Here is a 13,021-nt window from a genome sequence, read left to right on the forward strand (position 1 = left end):
TCCGAGCGTCGTCGCCTTTGAGCGTCGTAGCGCTTCGAGCGCCGCCGCGCCGTCAGCCCTCGAGCAGCGTCTGCCCAACGTAGGAACCGTCGCGCGCGCCCGGCGGAATGGCGAACAGCCCGGATCCGGTGTGCTGCAGGTATTCCATGAGGGCATCCTCGCGGGACATGCGCATCTGCATCGGGATGTACTGCGTCGACGGGCGGCGCACGTACGCGAGGAAGAACAGACCCGCGTCGAGGCGACCGAGCGCATCGTTGCCGTCGGTGAAGTTGTAGCCGCGCCGCAGCATCTGGACGCCCTTGTTGTTCTTCGGGTGGGCGAGGAAGACGTGCGAGTTCTTGGCGATCAGGGGCTTGTTCTCGCGGCCGGTGACGTCGAAGCGTGGTTCGTCGAACTCCTTGCCGCCCGACAGCGGCGCTCCTTCGACGCGGTCGCGGCCGATGAGGGTCTCCTGCTCGCGCAGGCTGGTGCGATCCCAAGTCTCGAGGTGCATCGTGATGCGGCGCGCCACGAGATACGAGCCGCCGGCCATCCAGTCGGCTGCGGCGTCGTCGCCCTTTGCTACCCACACGTGCTCGTCGACGACGTCCTGCGACTCGGCCTTGATGTTGGCCGTGCCGTCCTTGAACCCGAACAGGTTGCGCGGCGTCGCCTGCGCCGTCGACGTCGAGCTGGTGCGCCCGAAGCCGAGCTGCGCCCAGCGCAGCGCGGCGAGGCCGAAGGCGATGCGGGTGAGGTTGCGGATGGCGTGGACGGCGATCTGCGGGTCGTCGGCGCAGGCCTGGACGCAGAGGTCACCGCCGCTTCGATGCGGGTCGAGCTTGTCGGCCGGGAAGTGCGGCAGCTCGCGCAGTTCCTTCGGCTGCTTCTTCGCCAGGCCGAAACGATCCTTGCCTTCGCTCGTGCGGAACAAGGTGGGGCCGAAGCCGAACGTGATCGTCAGGCCGGCCGCGCCGAGCCCGTCGGCCTCACCCGTGTCGGCCGGGGGGGCGTCGTAGGACGTCACCTCGTCCGACGCCGGCAGCCCGCGCATCATGCGTTCGGCGGCGGAACTCCAGGCGCGTAGGAGCGTCTCGAGGTCGTCTCGGGTGCTCGCGGTGACGTCGAACGCGGCGAAGTACAGCCGGTCCTGTGCCGGGGTGACGATGCCGCTCTGGTGGGCGCCGAAGAACGGGTAGGTGCGCGCCGAAGCGTCGGGAGCCGGGTTCGCGGAAGCCTGAGAGGCACCCCACCCCCCGGCGAATCCGGCCAGCCCTGCGGCTGCGCCGCCTCCTGCGACACCGAACATCCCGCGGCGCGACAGCTGCGTCACTTCACCCATCCTTCTGCACGTCGTGTCGATCCGCCCTGACGCGGATCCGGTCGCTGCGATCGTCGTGACGACCACCGTCGAAGCGCCCCACCCAGGGTAGGGCGCTTCGACGCCGGTGTCAGGACGTGACGGTCGCCGTCAGCTTCGACAGCGGTTCGCTGAGCGCGTTGACCGCGTCGGAGAGTTCCTTGACCTCGGCCTTCGACAGCTTGTCGTAGCTCTTGAAGACGGCGTCGTCCCCGGAACCGGAGACGCGGTGCTTGTCGAGCAACTTCTGCAGCGCCGCGAACTTCGTCGCGATCGACGTGTCGAGCTTCGCGTCCTTCTTCTTGAGCAGCGGACGCAGGTTCTCCCACGCGATGCGTGCGCCGTCGACGTTGCCCTGGAAGTCGTAGAGGTCGGTGTGCGACCAGATCTCCTCCTCGCCGGTGACCTTGCCCGTGGCGACCTCGTCCATGAGGGACTTCGCGCCGTTCGCGATCTTGTCGGCGGTGAACGTCGTCGTCTTGGTGCGCGTCTCGAACGTCTTGGTATCGCTGAGGAGCTGGTCGGCGATCTTGTTGCGCTCGGTCTTGCTCATCTCGGTGTAGCCCGACTTCGGCGGCCACAGATCCTTCTCGATGCGGTGCCAGCCGGTCCACTCCTGGCCCTTCTCGAGGTCGGCCTCGCGCAGGTCCATCTTGGGGTCGAGGTCGCCGAACGACTCGGCGACGGGCTCGACGCGCTCCCAGTGCAGGCGCGCCTTCGCGTAGAGGGCGCGCGCCTCGGCGTCCTTGCCGCTCTTGTAGAGGTTGACGAACGTCGTCGTCTGCGCGCTCAGCTGCGTCGCCTGATCCTTGACGTAGGCCTGGTACTGCTTGTCGGCCTCGTCGACGAGCGCCTTGTCGGCCCCCGTCGGTGTCAGGTCGGCGCCGGAGTCGGTGACGGTGAACTTCGACTGGATGCCCTTGCCGACCATGCCCGGCTTGCAGGCCGTGTAGTACGTGCCCGGCGCGGCCTTGACGACGAGTTCACGCGTCAGGCCCGGTGCGATGTTCTCGACCTCGCCGACGATGCGGAGGCGGTCCGAACCGAGCAGGTAGAACTCGGTGACCTTGTCGCCGTCGTTCTTGACGCTGAACGACAGGGTGCCCGAGGGCGCCTCCGAGGCCGAGACCTTGCACTCGCTCGACGTGGAGGAGACCGTCAGCTTGCCGTTGCCCTTGGAATCCTTCGAGTTGGTCGTGCACCCGGTGAGCGCCAAGCCGGCGATGCTGGTGAACGCGAATGCCCGTGCGGTGCGGGTGGGGAGAATCATGCTGTTGCCTTCTGCTTCGTGGCCACGGCGGAGCCCGAGGCCTTCGGGGGGTGGGGTGCGCGCACGCGCACGATGAACATCGGCAGGACGATCGCGATGTAGGCAACCCAGACGGCGAGCTCGAACCACGTCGTCGCCGGTGAGAAGTTGAACGTGCCCTTGAGCAGCGTGCCGATCCACGACGACGGCGGGATCTGTGCGCTGACGTCGAACGCGAGGGAGTTGAGGCCCGGCAGCACACCGCTCTCCTGCAGGTCGTGCACGCCGTACGCGAGGACGCCGGCCGCGACGAAGATGAGGAAGCCGCCGGTCCAGGTGAAAAACTTCGACAGGTTGAGCGACAGCGCACCGCGGTAGAAGAGGCAGGCGATGACGACGGCCGTCAAGAGGCCGAGCCCGGCGCCGATGAGCGGCGCGCTCGACGAGCCCTCCCCCGAGCTCGCAGCCTGCGTGGCTGCCCACAGGAACAGGGCGGTCTCGAGGCCCTCACGGCCGACGGCGAGCATCGCCACGACGACGAGGGAGGCGCGCGAGGCGTCCGCGGCGCGGTCGACGTGGCTCTTCAGATCGCCCGACAGGCTGCGGGCGGAGCGTGCCATCCAGAAGATCATCCAGGTGACGAAGCCGACGGCGACGATCGACAGCGTGCCACCGATCGCCTCCTGGGCCTCGAACGTCAGGCCGCGGGGGCCGTACGTGAGGGCGGCGCCGAAGGCGAGGGAGATCGAGATGGCGGCGGCGACGCCGAGCCAGATGCGCCCGAGCATGTGGCGCCGACCCGACTTCACCAGGTAGGCCACGAGGATGACGACGACGAGCGACGCCTCCAGCCCCTCTCGAAGCCCGACCAGATAGTTGCCGAACACCACGCACTCCTCACAGCCAAACGTTTAGGTAAGGCAAACCTAAAGCATGGAGGAGTCTGAGAGTGCATCGGGGTGGCATGAGGGCGTGGTGATGTGACGTGATTCGCGTCGCGAGGAGGTGATGTGGGGCCCATGGCCCCGATGTGGCGGAGGCGGGCGGCTCAGCGCGCGGAGCAGGGCGTCATGAGCGAGTCATGGGCGTGGCATCGGCGCGCGACGACATGGCGTCGCATTAGCACGGCAGCGCAACGCACGCCGCGGTCGAGCCGCTTCGGTGCCCCCGGCGAGATTCGAACTCGCGACCTAGAGATTAGAAGGCTCTTGCTCTATCCAGCTGAGCTACAGGGACTCACCCGCCGAGAGCGGGTAAACAAGAAAACCCCCAGATCGCTCTGGGGGCCACTTGCTTGGGGTGAGTAACGGGACTTGAACCCGCGACATCCTGGACCACAACCAGGTGCTCTACCTGCTGAGCTATACCCACCATGCGCCGTCCACGTCACCGTGTCAGGCAGCGCGGACGAATATACCCGAAACAGGGCCGCCGCGCCCAATCAGGGACGCGTCCGGCGTCAGGGGCCAACCTCGTAGCGCTTGGCGATGACCTGCGCCTCGTTCGACGTCGGGCCGGGAGCGGGCACGAAGACAGCCTCGCGATAGTAACGCAGCTCCGCGATCGACTCGCGGATGTCGGCGAGGGCGCGGTGGCCGCCGTGCTTGGCGGGCGCGTTGAAGTAGGCGCGGGGGTACCAACGCCGCGAAAGTTCCTTGATCGACGACACGTCGATCGTGCGGTAGTGCAGGTGCCCCGCGAGCTGCGGCATGTCGCGCTCGAGGAAGCCGCGGTCGGTCGAGACCGTGTTGCCACCGAGCGGCGCCTTCCCGGCCTCGGGCGCGTGCTGCATGACGTACTCGAGCACGAGCGCCTGCGCTTCCTCCATGCTGACCCCTTCGTCGAGCTCGGCGAGCAGCCCGGACTTGGTGTGCATGTCGCGCACGAAGTCACCCATCTGCTCGAGGGCCGCCAGCTCGGGCTTGATGACGACGTCGACGCCATCACCCAGCTGGTTCAGCTCGAAGTCGGTGACGAGCGCGGCTACCTCGATGAGGGCGTCGTTCTCCAGGTCGAGGCCCGTCATCTCGCAGTCGATCCAGACGATGCGGTCGGTGTGGGCGCGGTCGGTGTCAGTCACGGCGAACATCCTAGCGAGCCTTGCGCCCGTCATGACGATGCCGCCCCACTCCGCCAAACGCGGGTTGGGGCGGCATCGTCATGGCGGCGAATCGCGCTGAGCAGGTGCTCAGTTCGCCGTCGTGTTCGAGAACCAACGGCGACGGCGCTCCTCGCGCTCCGCCGTCACGGCGCGGTACTCGCGCGTGTTCGGGTGCTGGTAGCGGTTGCGTACGTTCTCGACCTCGGCCCACTTTTCCTCGAGCGGACGCTCGGCCTCGGCCTTCGTGCGCTCCTTCGCGCGCTCGGCCTCCGCCTTCTTCTGCTCGGCCTCGACCTTGTGACGCTGCGCGTCACGACGCTCCCGCTCCTCACGCTTGTGGCGGCTCTCGGCGAGCGCACGACGGCGACGCACCTCGCGCGCCTCGGCGATCTCCGCGGCCTCGCGCTCCGCGGCGTCGTCCGTGGCGCGACGACGCGTCACGCCGTCCGCGCGTGAGGCGCCGGAGCCGTCCGCGAGGTCGGGGGCCTCGTCCTTCGTGGCCGCGGCGAGCGCCGGAGCGGCTTCCTGCGTCTTCGACTGCGGACGCGTCGGACGCTTCTCGCTCGAGCCGGCCTGAGCGGCCATCGTGCGCTCGTCGGAACGCTCCTTGGGAGCCTCGGGCAGCATCGTGCGGACGGCCTCGTCCGGCACGCCGGACGACAGGCGCAGGGCGTGGGCCTGCTCGACGAGCGCGTCGTACTTCTCTGCCTTCTTGTCGATGCCCTTCTCGTCACGCACGGGCAGGAGGATGAGCTCTTCGGCCGGGTAGCCGGTCTTCAACTGGCGCGTGCGCAACGTCTCGGAGTCGAACTCCGCACCGAAGAGCATGGCGAGGTTCGTGATCCACAGCCACAGCAGCAGGATGATCGGCGTCGCCATCGGGCCGTACGTCTTGCCGTAGTTGCCCATGTTGGACACGTACCAGGCGAAGGCGATCGTCCCGATCGCCCAGATCACGAACGCGAGGACGGCGCCCGGGTTGAACATCGCCTGCTTGAAGGGACGCTTCACGTTCGGCGTACCCCAGAACAGCAGCGAGATGATGAAGATGACGACGACGATGACGAACGGCACCTTCGCCCAGTCCCACACCGTCGCAGCCTGCGTGCCGAGACCGACGGAGTCGAAGATCTGCTCCGCGATGCCACCCGAGACGACGAGCGAGAACGCGGCGAGGATCGCGAGGACGAACGCCACGATCGTGACGAAGTAGAGCCACGGCCGCAGCTTGAAGACGGGGCGGCCCTCGGCAACGTCGTAGATACGGTTGCTCATGCGTGAGAAGGCGTTGACGTAGCCCGACGCCGACCACAGCGACAGCAGGATGCCGAGGATGAAGGCGAGGCCGGCGCCGCCGCCCTGCAAGTTGTTGATGAAGGTCGTGAACCCCTCGGGGATGTCGTCCTTGTTCTTGCCGACGATCTCCGCGATGGCTTCGATGACGCTGTCCGTCGTCTTCTGCCCGTTGCCGAACAGCCCGATCGTCGAGACCGCCGCAATGATGGCGGGGAACATCGCCTGCACCGAGTAGTAGGTGAGCGACGCTGCCAAGTCGGTGCACTGGTCCTGCGAGAACTTGGCCGCAGCGCGCTTGAACGCGACCTTGTAGTCGGGTTTGGCGTCGAGCTTCGGCGGATCGCCGTACGGGCGCTCCACTCCGGCTTCAGGAAGGCTCGTCATGAGTCGTCTCCGGTGTGTTGTGGTCAGAACTGTTCTGTCTCGAATCTATCGCCCCGATCGCGCCGCGTCCCATCCCCCGCTGGGCGCGTCGGAGGCGTATCGTGTTGCGCCGCACGCGAGGCGCGGCTCGAAGTTGGCCCGAAGTGCCGCTGTCGTCTATAGTTCTTTCTCGTTGCGCCAATAGCTCAATTGGCAGAGCAGCTGACTCTTAATCAGCGGGTTCGGGGTTCGAGTCCCTGTTGGCGCACCAGAAAAGCCGTTGCAGCAGAACGTCGTTAGACGTCGGCGCCGCGGTGTCGAAGGGCCGGTGAACACGTGTTCACCGGCCCTTCGTCGCGCGCCTTGACCGCGTCACGACGTCGCGCCAGGTCGGTTCGACGATCATCGGCGACGGGGACGCTCAGTCGGCGTCGTCGGTGGAGATGACGTCCGCCTGCGAGTTGAGCTCGTGGGCCGGCACCCCCATCTCCTTCTCGGCGTCGCTCTGCTCGTCTCGCGTCGTGTTCTCCTCGTTCGCGGACGTGGTGTTCTTGTCGTTCTCACCGGGCATGGTTGCCTCCCTGCGTTGGCGGCGTTCACTGTCGCCTCAACCCTTTCACGGGGCGCCCCGGGCCGCCATCACCTTGCGGGTGATGCCCGACCCGGCACAGGCGCCTCACGAGCCGGGGCACTCGAACCCGAGCATGCGAGAAGGCCCACCGTGAACGGTGGGCCTTCTCGGGAGTGGTGCGCCAACAGGGACTCGAACCCCGAACCCGCTGATTAAGAGTCAGCTGCTCTGCCAATTGAGCTATTGGCGCAACGAGGACAAACATTACATGAACGGCAGGTGCGGGGCCAAATTCGTGTCAGCGCCTGCGCCTCCCCCGTCGCGACGGCTCGGAGAAACACGCGTGGCCCGCTCGTCGCGGGACGAACGGGCCACGTCGGGAGGCGCCGTGGGGCGCCCAGTGTCAGGAGCGAAGGCGCTTCGCGAGGCCGACGAGCACGAGCAGCCCACCGAGGCCGCCGAGACCCATCGCGACACGGTCGGAGCGCAGGTCGCCGTCAGCAGTGCGGGTCGCGTCGGTCAGCGCGAGGCGAGCGCTCTCGGTCTGACGCTTGGCGATCTCCTTCGGCTGCGCGCGGAACGCGAGCTCGTCGATCGTCCCGGCGAGGCGCGAACGCGACGCGGCGAGCTCAGCTTCGATCTGCTTGGCCGTCTTGGGTGCCATGGTGGGTCTCCTTGCCACATGCGGAAAACTAGGATCTTGACTCAAAGGTTAACGCACCAGACGGATTCGCTCAGGAGGACTTCACCCATGGCACGCCTCGAAGCTGGTACACGCGCCCCCGACTTCACGCTGACGAGTGACGCCGGCACCCAGATCTCCCTTGGCGACTACGCCGGCCGCAAACTCATCATCTTCTTCTACCCCGCCGCGATGACGCCAGGATGCACCACGGAGGCCTGCGACTTCCGCGACTCGCTCGCACCGCTGCAGGCCGCGGGCTACGAGGTCATCGGCATCAGCCCCGACGCGCCCGCCAAGCTCGCGACGTTCGTCGAGAAGGAGCAGCTGACGTACCCGCTGCTGTCGGACGAGTCGAAGACGACACTCGAGGCGTACGGCGCCTACGGCGAGAAGAAGCTGTACGGAAAGCCCGTCGTCGGCGTCATCCGTTCGACGTTCGTCATCGACGAGAACGGCGTCATCGAGCTCGCGCGCTACAACGTCAAGGCCACCGGACACGTCGCGTCACTGAAGAAGGCCCTGAAGTTCGAAGCCTGAGCGCGCCCTGACGCAGGGTGGGCGCGGCCCCGCCGCGGTTCTGCCCCACGCAGGATGGCGGACAACTCACGTGTAAGCCCGTCACGACTCGCCTCCTCGTGAGTTACCTGCCATCCTGCGCAAGCGTCGGCGTCGGCATGGGCTCGGACGACGTGACGTAGGATCGTCGGCGCTGCGCCTGTGGCGGAATTGGCAGACGCGCCAGATTTAGGTTCTGGTGTCTTAGACGTGGGAGTTCAAGTCTCCCCAGGCGCACCGAGGACGAGGGCGGCACTCGCAGACGCGGGGCCGTCCTCGTCGCATGTCGAGTGCGGTGCTCGGGTGGGCTCGAGTTGACGGGCCCCACTCGGCAGGCGAGCGGCCATCGCCCGGATCCAAGACCCTCCCAGGTTGGCCCGCTCCCTCACCTCGCGGGCAACCGAGACCGATTCGCAACCGAAAACGCCCTCCCCTGACGTCGCGGCGGCTCTACTGTGAGCCCAGCACGTCACGACGCCCCAGCCGAGCACGAACGCCCCAGCTCGTCCCGGCCGGCGCACCCGTCGTCGGAGGAAGCCATGCGACACACCATCACGGCTGCAGTCTCACTCTGCGCCCTCACCACCCTCGTCGGGTGCTCGAGCGGATCGTCGACGAGCGGTGACGCCTCGTCATCAGCGTCGACGTCGGCCTCAGTGTCGGCGGCGTCCACGCCCCCATCGTCCACCGCCTCGGCTCCTGCGAGCGGGTCGTCGTCGGCAGCGCCGTCATCGAGTGCCAACGGCACGAACGGCGCATCCTCGAGCGCAACGAGCGCCGGCGCCTCGAGCACCACGGCCCCCTCCCCGACCAGCCCGGCGCCGTCGTCGTCCGGCGCGTTCAGAGTCGAGATCACCTCCGTGACGTACGCCAACGGTGCGTACGACGCGGTCGTCACGACGCGCCCCGGCGCCACGTTCTTTCTGGCCCCGACCTCCCCGGGCGCCAACGGCATGTCACCGTCAGCATCGGCGGGGGGCGTCTGCACCGCGGGAACCAAGGGCGTCCAGGGCATGCTGACGACGTACTCGCTGCACTGCCCGGGCGAGCAGAATGCTGCGACGCTCCTCATCGTGCGCGTCGCGGGCGGCGGCTCGGGAGCCAGCGTCGCCACCCCCCTGGCTGTCGGCACGACGCCGTGAAGCGCGCCCGTCGCGCGATCGCGGTCGCGACGCTCCTCGCGCTCACCGGCTGCTCCGCGCAGGCCATCACCCCGGCGTCCCCGTCGTCGAGTCGCATGACGCGGCCCTCCGTCGTCCCCACCATCGATCTGCCCGAGGGCACGGGCCCGACGGATCCGGATGTCCCCGCCGAAGGTTCGACCGATGCGCCCGAATTCGTCCCGACACAGATCTGGGTTCGTTCGGCGACCTACACCCGGGGCTCGTACGCCCTGACGCTCGCGACTGCGCCCGAGGGCGACTTCGTTCTTCAGGACACGCGAGCCGCGGGCGGTGGGCAGCTCATCCCAGGAGGTGACGCCGATCCCCAGTGCAGCAAGACCTCGGAGAAGCCCCTTTCTGCACCGATCAAGGGTGCCCTGAAGAACGTCACCCACCTCGTGACGCTGACGTGCCACGTCACCGGCGAGCTGAAGCGTCCTGCCATCTCTGGCCTCTGGGGCGACGCCACGCACACGGGCGCGACCTCGGCGATCTTCGCGCTCGGCGATGCCAAGGCCCAGGGCAGTCCGCAGACAGATCCGGACGCGCCGATCCAGGCCGACCAGCCCGTCGACACGCAGGTCGTGTCCGCCCACTACCAGGGCGAGAACGTGACGGTGACGGCGTGGGCCACCGAATATGCCGAACTCACGCTCGCCGTCGCTGAGGCCCAGAACACGAATGAGTTCCCTGAGTGCACGACGGCCGTGTCGCCCGAACATCGCCCGGGTGTGAAGACGCCGACACAGCAACGGCTGTTCACGATCACCTGCTCGAACGTCAAGCACCCGACGGCGTGGGGGCTCGACGTCGCTCAGGCCACGGGAGAACTGGGTCAGGAGGCGGTCTTCACGAGCACGACCGTGCAGCTGCCGTGGAAGGCAGCGCCATCTGGTGCGCGGTCAGCATCCGCGTCGGTTTCATCGACGTCGGCGACGGCATCGACCTCGGCGAAGTAGCTCCGCCGAGCCTCAGACGAGCGCCGCCACCTGCGGCAGGATCGCGCGGAAAGCTCGCCCGCGATGGCTGATGGCAGCCTTCTCGTCCGCGGTGAGTTCGGCCATGGTCCGGCCGTCGGGCAGTTCGAAGATCGGGTCGTAGCCGAACCCGTTCGTACCGCGTTGATCGCGCGTCAGACGCCCTTCGACATGGCCGAACTCCACCTGCGTCGACTCGTCGGGAACCGCAAGCGCCACGCAGCACATGAAGCGCGCGGTGAGCTCGTCCGCGGGCACGTCGCCGGTCTGGGCGAGCAGCAGGTCGATGTTCGCCTGATCCGCGCCATGCGTGCCCGACCAGCGTGCCGAGAACACGCCCGGGCAGCCACCGAGGACGTCAACGGCGAGGCCCGAGTCGTCGGCGAGCGCCGGCAGACCTGTCTCGTGCGCGACGTCATCGGCCTTGAGGCGCGCGTTCTCCTCGAACGTCACACCCGTCTCGACGGTGTCGGCCAGGTCGGCGAACTCGCCGACGCTCACGACGTCGATGGGCAGCTGCGCTGCGTCGAGCAGGTGCTGGAAATCCGCGATCTTGCCGGCGTTGCGGGTCGCGAGCACGACGCGGGTACGTGCCTCGGCGGGGCGAGCGTCGCTCACTGCAGGCGCTCGCGAGCGTCGGCGGCGAGAGCGTCGCGCTGCTTCGTCGTCAGGTCGGCGATGCCGTCGGCGGCGAGGTCGAGCAGCGCGTTGAGCTCGTCACGGCTGAACGGCGCACCCTCGGCAGTGCCCTGCACCTCGACGATGCCACCCGAGCCGGTCATGACGACGTTCATGTCGGTCTCTGCCGTCGAGTCCTCGGGGTAGTCGAGGTCGAGCACCGGGTGACCGGCGACGATGCCGACGCTGATCGCGGCGACCGAATCCGTCAGTGGCTTCGCCTTCTTCGCGATGAGACCGCGCGCCTGAGCGTCGGCGATGGCATCCGCGAGCGCTACGTACGCGCCGGTGATCGACGCGGTGCGCGTGCCGCCGTCGGCCTGCAGGACGTCGCAGTCGATGACGATCGTGTTCTCCCCCAGCGCCTTCGTGTCGATGACGGCGCGCAGGCTACGCCCGATGAGGCGGCTGATCTCGTGGGTGCGGCCACCGACCTTGCCCTTGCGCGCTTCGCGGTCGCTGCGGGTGTTCGTCGAGCGCGGCAGCATCTCGTACTCGCTCGTCACCCAGCCGGTGCCCTGGCCCTTGAGCCAGCGCGGCACGCCCTCGGTGAACGACGCGGCGCACAGCACGCGCGTGCGACCGAACTCGACGAGGCAGCTGCCCTCGGCATGATCGAGCCAGTTGCGGGTGATGCGCACCTCGCGCAACTGATCGGGGGTGCGGCCGTCGTGGCGGGGGGTGGGCGTGGCTGCGTCAGTCATGGCGTCAGCCTATCGAGTGCGGCGAGGCCTGCTGAGCGGCACCGCAGCCTGGAGATGCCGCTCGCGTTCGCCTGACGGCCGTGGACCCGACGATGGCGGGTAACTCACGCGTAGGCGAGATGTTTTGCGCCGAGGCGTGAGTTACCCGCCATCCTGTGGGGGCTCACACGCTAGGAGCGCCAGGTGAACGTCGGCTAGTGAGTGCTGGCACCGGCTCGCCGGGCGTCACACGAAGGTCTGACGAATCTCGTGGCGTTCCCCGTCGACGACGACGTGCGCGAGGGCTCCGTTGACGAGGACGTTGCCGGGTGGCACGTGACCGAAGTCGACGTCGGCGACGATCGGCACGTCGAGGCTCCCCAGCGCATCGAGAATCGCGTCGTCCTGCGTCACACCGGCTCGTTCCGGCGCACCGGTCCGGCCGATGAGCACCGCTGATGCCCCCTCGAACCACCCCGCGAGGCGCAGCCCGTGGAGCATGCGCGCAGCATCGAGCGAGGGTGCCTCGCAGTTCTCGAGGTGGACGATGACGCCGTCATCCTCGTGGTCGCGAGCGAAGCGGCGCACGTCGCCGTACGGGGTGCCCGCGAGATGGCACACGACGTCGAGGCACCCGCCGATGAGCCGTCCGTAGACGTCGACGCGCGGCTCCCCCGCGAGCACACGCCACGACGTCGGCTCGCTCAGATCCATGCGGTCGGCGCAGGGGTGACGCTCCCAGTCGTCGAACCCACCGCGCCGACGCACGCGCGGGTCCTCCTGGACGAAGGACGCCCTGGCCGGCATCGTGGCGGCGTCGAGCCAGTGCGCGGTGCCATGCGGCAGCCCGTACGGCGCGTCCATGAGGTTCTGGCCATGCATCGTCGCGACGCCGGAGCGCAGCGTCAGCGGGAGCAGCAGCGTCGAGATGTCGCTCCACCCGACGACCCAGGTAGGGTCCGCGCGCAGCGCGTCATGGTCGAGCAGGTCGACGAGGTCGATGGCCAGCTCCCCGCCCCACGGCGGGACGACGGCGCGCACCGCCTGGTCGCGGACGAACGCGTTGAACTCATCGGCCCGTGCACGCGCGGAGCCGCTCGTGATGCCGTCACCGATCAGGCACTCGCCGAGGACCACCTCGAAACCGCGGCCACGCAGCCAGTCAGTGACGAAAGTCAGCCGTGCCTCGTGTTCGGGTCGAACCGGCGCCGACGGGGCAGTCACCGCAACCGTGTCACCGGGACGCAGCGGGCGGGGGTAGCGAATCTCGGTCGACATGCCGTCATCCTGGCATTCGACCGTGAGCAAGCGCACGCGAATTTGCTCCGCCCCCGGTGCGCGCCCCCGTCAGCCGGTGT

Annotated in this window: 14 protein-coding genes and 5 tRNA genes; 5 read left to right on the forward strand and 14 right to left on the reverse strand. The window is 68.2% G+C overall.

Features of this window, described 5'->3' with window-relative positions:
- Nucleotides 1-52: 52 nt before the first annotated feature.
- From efeB to NQ706_RS01340, 7 genes are all read right to left on the reverse strand, one after another.
- Nucleotides 53-1,324: an iron uptake transporter deferrochelatase/peroxidase subunit gene (efeB, locus tag NQ706_RS01310; protein ID WP_051805748.1), complete on the reverse strand. Its 1,272-nt coding sequence runs from the start codon at nt 1,322-1,324 to the stop codon at nt 53-55.
- A gap of 109 nt (nt 1,325-1,433) precedes the next feature.
- The gene (gene efeO, locus NQ706_RS01315; protein WP_051805746.1) at nt 1,434-2,612 is read right to left on the reverse strand and encodes an iron uptake system protein EfeO; all 1,179 of its coding nucleotides are present in this window, start codon (nt 2,610-2,612) and stop codon (nt 1,434-1,436) included.
- On the reverse strand, nt 2,609-3,478 hold the full coding sequence (gene efeU / locus NQ706_RS01320; protein WP_038567507.1) for an iron uptake transporter permease EfeU: 870 nt from the start codon (nt 3,476-3,478) through the stop codon (nt 2,609-2,611). The genes efeO and efeU overlap by 4 nt, the downstream gene beginning before the upstream one ends.
- Before the next feature lie 275 nt (nt 3,479-3,753).
- Nucleotides 3,754-3,827: transfer RNA gene (locus NQ706_RS01325), tRNA-Arg, on the reverse strand.
- Between the two features lie 59 nt (nt 3,828-3,886).
- Nucleotides 3,887-3,962: transfer RNA gene (locus NQ706_RS01330), tRNA-His, on the reverse strand.
- Nucleotides 3,963-4,050: 88 nt separating this feature from the next.
- Nucleotides 4,051-4,680 carry an oligoribonuclease gene (gene orn / locus NQ706_RS01335; protein WP_038567505.1) on the reverse strand — a complete coding sequence of 210 codons (630 nt, stop codon included), beginning with the start codon at nt 4,678-4,680 and terminating at the stop codon, nt 4,051-4,053.
- Between the two features lie 99 nt (nt 4,681-4,779).
- Nucleotides 4,780-6,372: a YihY/virulence factor BrkB family protein gene (locus NQ706_RS01340; protein ID WP_081873614.1), complete on the reverse strand. Its 1,593-nt coding sequence runs from the start codon at nt 6,370-6,372 to the stop codon at nt 4,780-4,782.
- 174 nt (nt 6,373-6,546) lie between these two features.
- Between NQ706_RS01340 and NQ706_RS01345 the strand changes: the two genes are divergently transcribed.
- Nucleotides 6,547-6,622: transfer RNA gene (locus NQ706_RS01345), tRNA-Lys, on the forward strand.
- A gap of 150 nt (nt 6,623-6,772) precedes the next feature.
- On the opposite strand, the gene NQ706_RS01350 is transcribed toward NQ706_RS01345, so the two are convergent.
- From NQ706_RS01350 to NQ706_RS01360, 3 genes are all read right to left on the reverse strand, one after another.
- On the reverse strand, nt 6,773-6,922 hold the full coding sequence (locus tag NQ706_RS01350; RefSeq protein WP_167539832.1) for a hypothetical protein: 150 nt from the start codon (nt 6,920-6,922) through the stop codon (nt 6,773-6,775).
- A gap of 174 nt (nt 6,923-7,096) precedes the next feature.
- Nucleotides 7,097-7,172: transfer RNA gene (locus tag NQ706_RS01355), tRNA-Lys, on the reverse strand.
- Between the two features lie 153 nt (nt 7,173-7,325).
- Nucleotides 7,326-7,586: a DUF3618 domain-containing protein gene (locus NQ706_RS01360; protein ID WP_006946019.1), complete on the reverse strand. Its 261-nt coding sequence runs from the start codon at nt 7,584-7,586 to the stop codon at nt 7,326-7,328.
- An 87-nt stretch (nt 7,587-7,673) separates the two neighbouring features.
- Here NQ706_RS01360 and bcp point away from each other — a divergent pair, with 87 nt between their 5' ends.
- Entirely contained in the window at nt 7,674-8,144 is a 471-nt protein-coding gene (bcp, locus tag NQ706_RS01365; protein ID WP_038567502.1) for a thioredoxin-dependent thiol peroxidase, read from the forward strand.
- 174 nt (nt 8,145-8,318) lie between these two features.
- A tRNA-Leu gene (locus tag NQ706_RS01370) sits at nt 8,319-8,399 on the forward strand.
- A gap of 232 nt (nt 8,400-8,631) precedes the next feature.
- Here NQ706_RS01370 and NQ706_RS01375 read toward each other — a convergent pair.
- Nucleotides 8,632-9,018 (reverse strand): hypothetical protein, encoded by a 387-nt coding sequence (locus tag NQ706_RS01375; protein WP_144708082.1) that lies wholly within the window; start codon nt 9,016-9,018, stop codon nt 8,632-8,634.
- Between the two features lie 4 nt (nt 9,019-9,022).
- Here NQ706_RS01375 and NQ706_RS01380 point away from each other — a divergent pair, with 4 nt between their 5' ends.
- Together NQ706_RS01380 and NQ706_RS01385 are read left to right on the forward strand one after the other, a co-directional pair.
- A complete protein-coding gene (locus tag NQ706_RS01380; RefSeq protein ID WP_006945861.1) occupies nt 9,023-9,304 on the forward strand; it encodes a hypothetical protein in 282 nt (93 codons plus the stop codon).
- Nucleotides 9,301-10,284 carry a hypothetical protein gene (locus NQ706_RS01385; RefSeq protein WP_038567498.1) on the forward strand — a complete coding sequence of 328 codons (984 nt, stop codon included), beginning with the start codon at nt 9,301-9,303 and terminating at the stop codon, nt 10,282-10,284. Before NQ706_RS01380 ends, NQ706_RS01385 begins: the two co-directional genes overlap by 4 nt.
- A 12-nt stretch (nt 10,285-10,296) precedes the next feature.
- Here the strand turns inward: NQ706_RS01385 and rdgB are convergent, their stop codons facing one another.
- The 3 genes from rdgB to NQ706_RS01400 all read right to left on the reverse strand — a co-directional run bounded on the left by rdgB (nt 10,297) and on the right by NQ706_RS01400 (nt 12,941).
- Complete coding sequence (gene rdgB / locus NQ706_RS01390; protein WP_038567495.1) at nt 10,297-10,920, reverse strand: RdgB/HAM1 family non-canonical purine NTP pyrophosphatase; 624 nt, start codon at nt 10,918-10,920, stop codon at nt 10,297-10,299.
- Complete coding sequence (gene rph, locus NQ706_RS01395) at nt 10,917-11,684, reverse strand: ribonuclease PH (RefSeq protein WP_038567492.1); 768 nt, start codon at nt 11,682-11,684, stop codon at nt 10,917-10,919. Before rph ends, rdgB begins: the two co-directional genes overlap by 4 nt.
- Before the next feature lie 225 nt (nt 11,685-11,909).
- Nucleotides 11,910-12,941, reverse strand: a complete 1,032-nt coding sequence (locus NQ706_RS01400; RefSeq protein ID WP_038570566.1) for a S66 peptidase family protein — start codon at nt 12,939-12,941, stop codon at nt 11,910-11,912.
- Between the last annotated feature and the right edge of the window lie 80 nt (nt 12,942-13,021).

It is taken from the genome of Dermacoccus sp. BD5, from assembly GCF_044878485.1.
Classification (GTDB): domain Bacteria; phylum Actinomycetota; class Actinomycetes; order Actinomycetales; family Dermatophilaceae; genus Dermacoccus; species Dermacoccus nishinomiyaensis.

What these genes read in the sequence shown, in the direction of transcription:
- efeB (WP_051805748.1), bottom strand. Translation starts at nt 1,324, where the DNA reads ATGGGTGAAGTGACGCAGCTGTCGCGCCGCGGGATGTTCGGTGTCGCA.
- efeO (WP_051805746.1), bottom strand. Translation starts at nt 2,612, where the DNA reads ATGATTCTCCCCACCCGCACCGCACGGGCATTCGCGTTCACCAGCATC.
- orn (WP_038567505.1), bottom strand. Translation starts at nt 4,680, where the DNA reads ATGTTCGCCGTGACTGACACCGACCGCGCCCACACCGACCGCATCGTC.
- NQ706_RS01340 (WP_081873614.1), bottom strand. Translation starts at nt 6,372, where the DNA reads ATGACGAGCCTTCCTGAAGCCGGAGTGGAGCGCCCGTACGGCGATCCG.
- NQ706_RS01350 (WP_167539832.1), bottom strand. Translation starts at nt 6,922, where the DNA reads ATGCCCGGTGAGAACGACAAGAACACCACGTCCGCGAACGAGGAGAAC.
- NQ706_RS01360 (WP_006946019.1), bottom strand. Translation starts at nt 7,586, where the DNA reads ATGGCACCCAAGACGGCCAAGCAGATCGAAGCTGAGCTCGCCGCGTCG.
- bcp (WP_038567502.1), top strand. Translation starts at nt 7,674, where the DNA reads ATGGCACGCCTCGAAGCTGGTACACGCGCCCCCGACTTCACGCTGACG.
- rph (WP_038567492.1), bottom strand. Translation starts at nt 11,684, where the DNA reads ATGACTGACGCAGCCACGCCCACCCCCCGCCACGACGGCCGCACCCCC.
- NQ706_RS01400 (WP_038570566.1), bottom strand. Translation starts at nt 12,941, where the DNA reads ATGTCGACCGAGATTCGCTACCCCCGCCCGCTGCGTCCCGGTGACACG.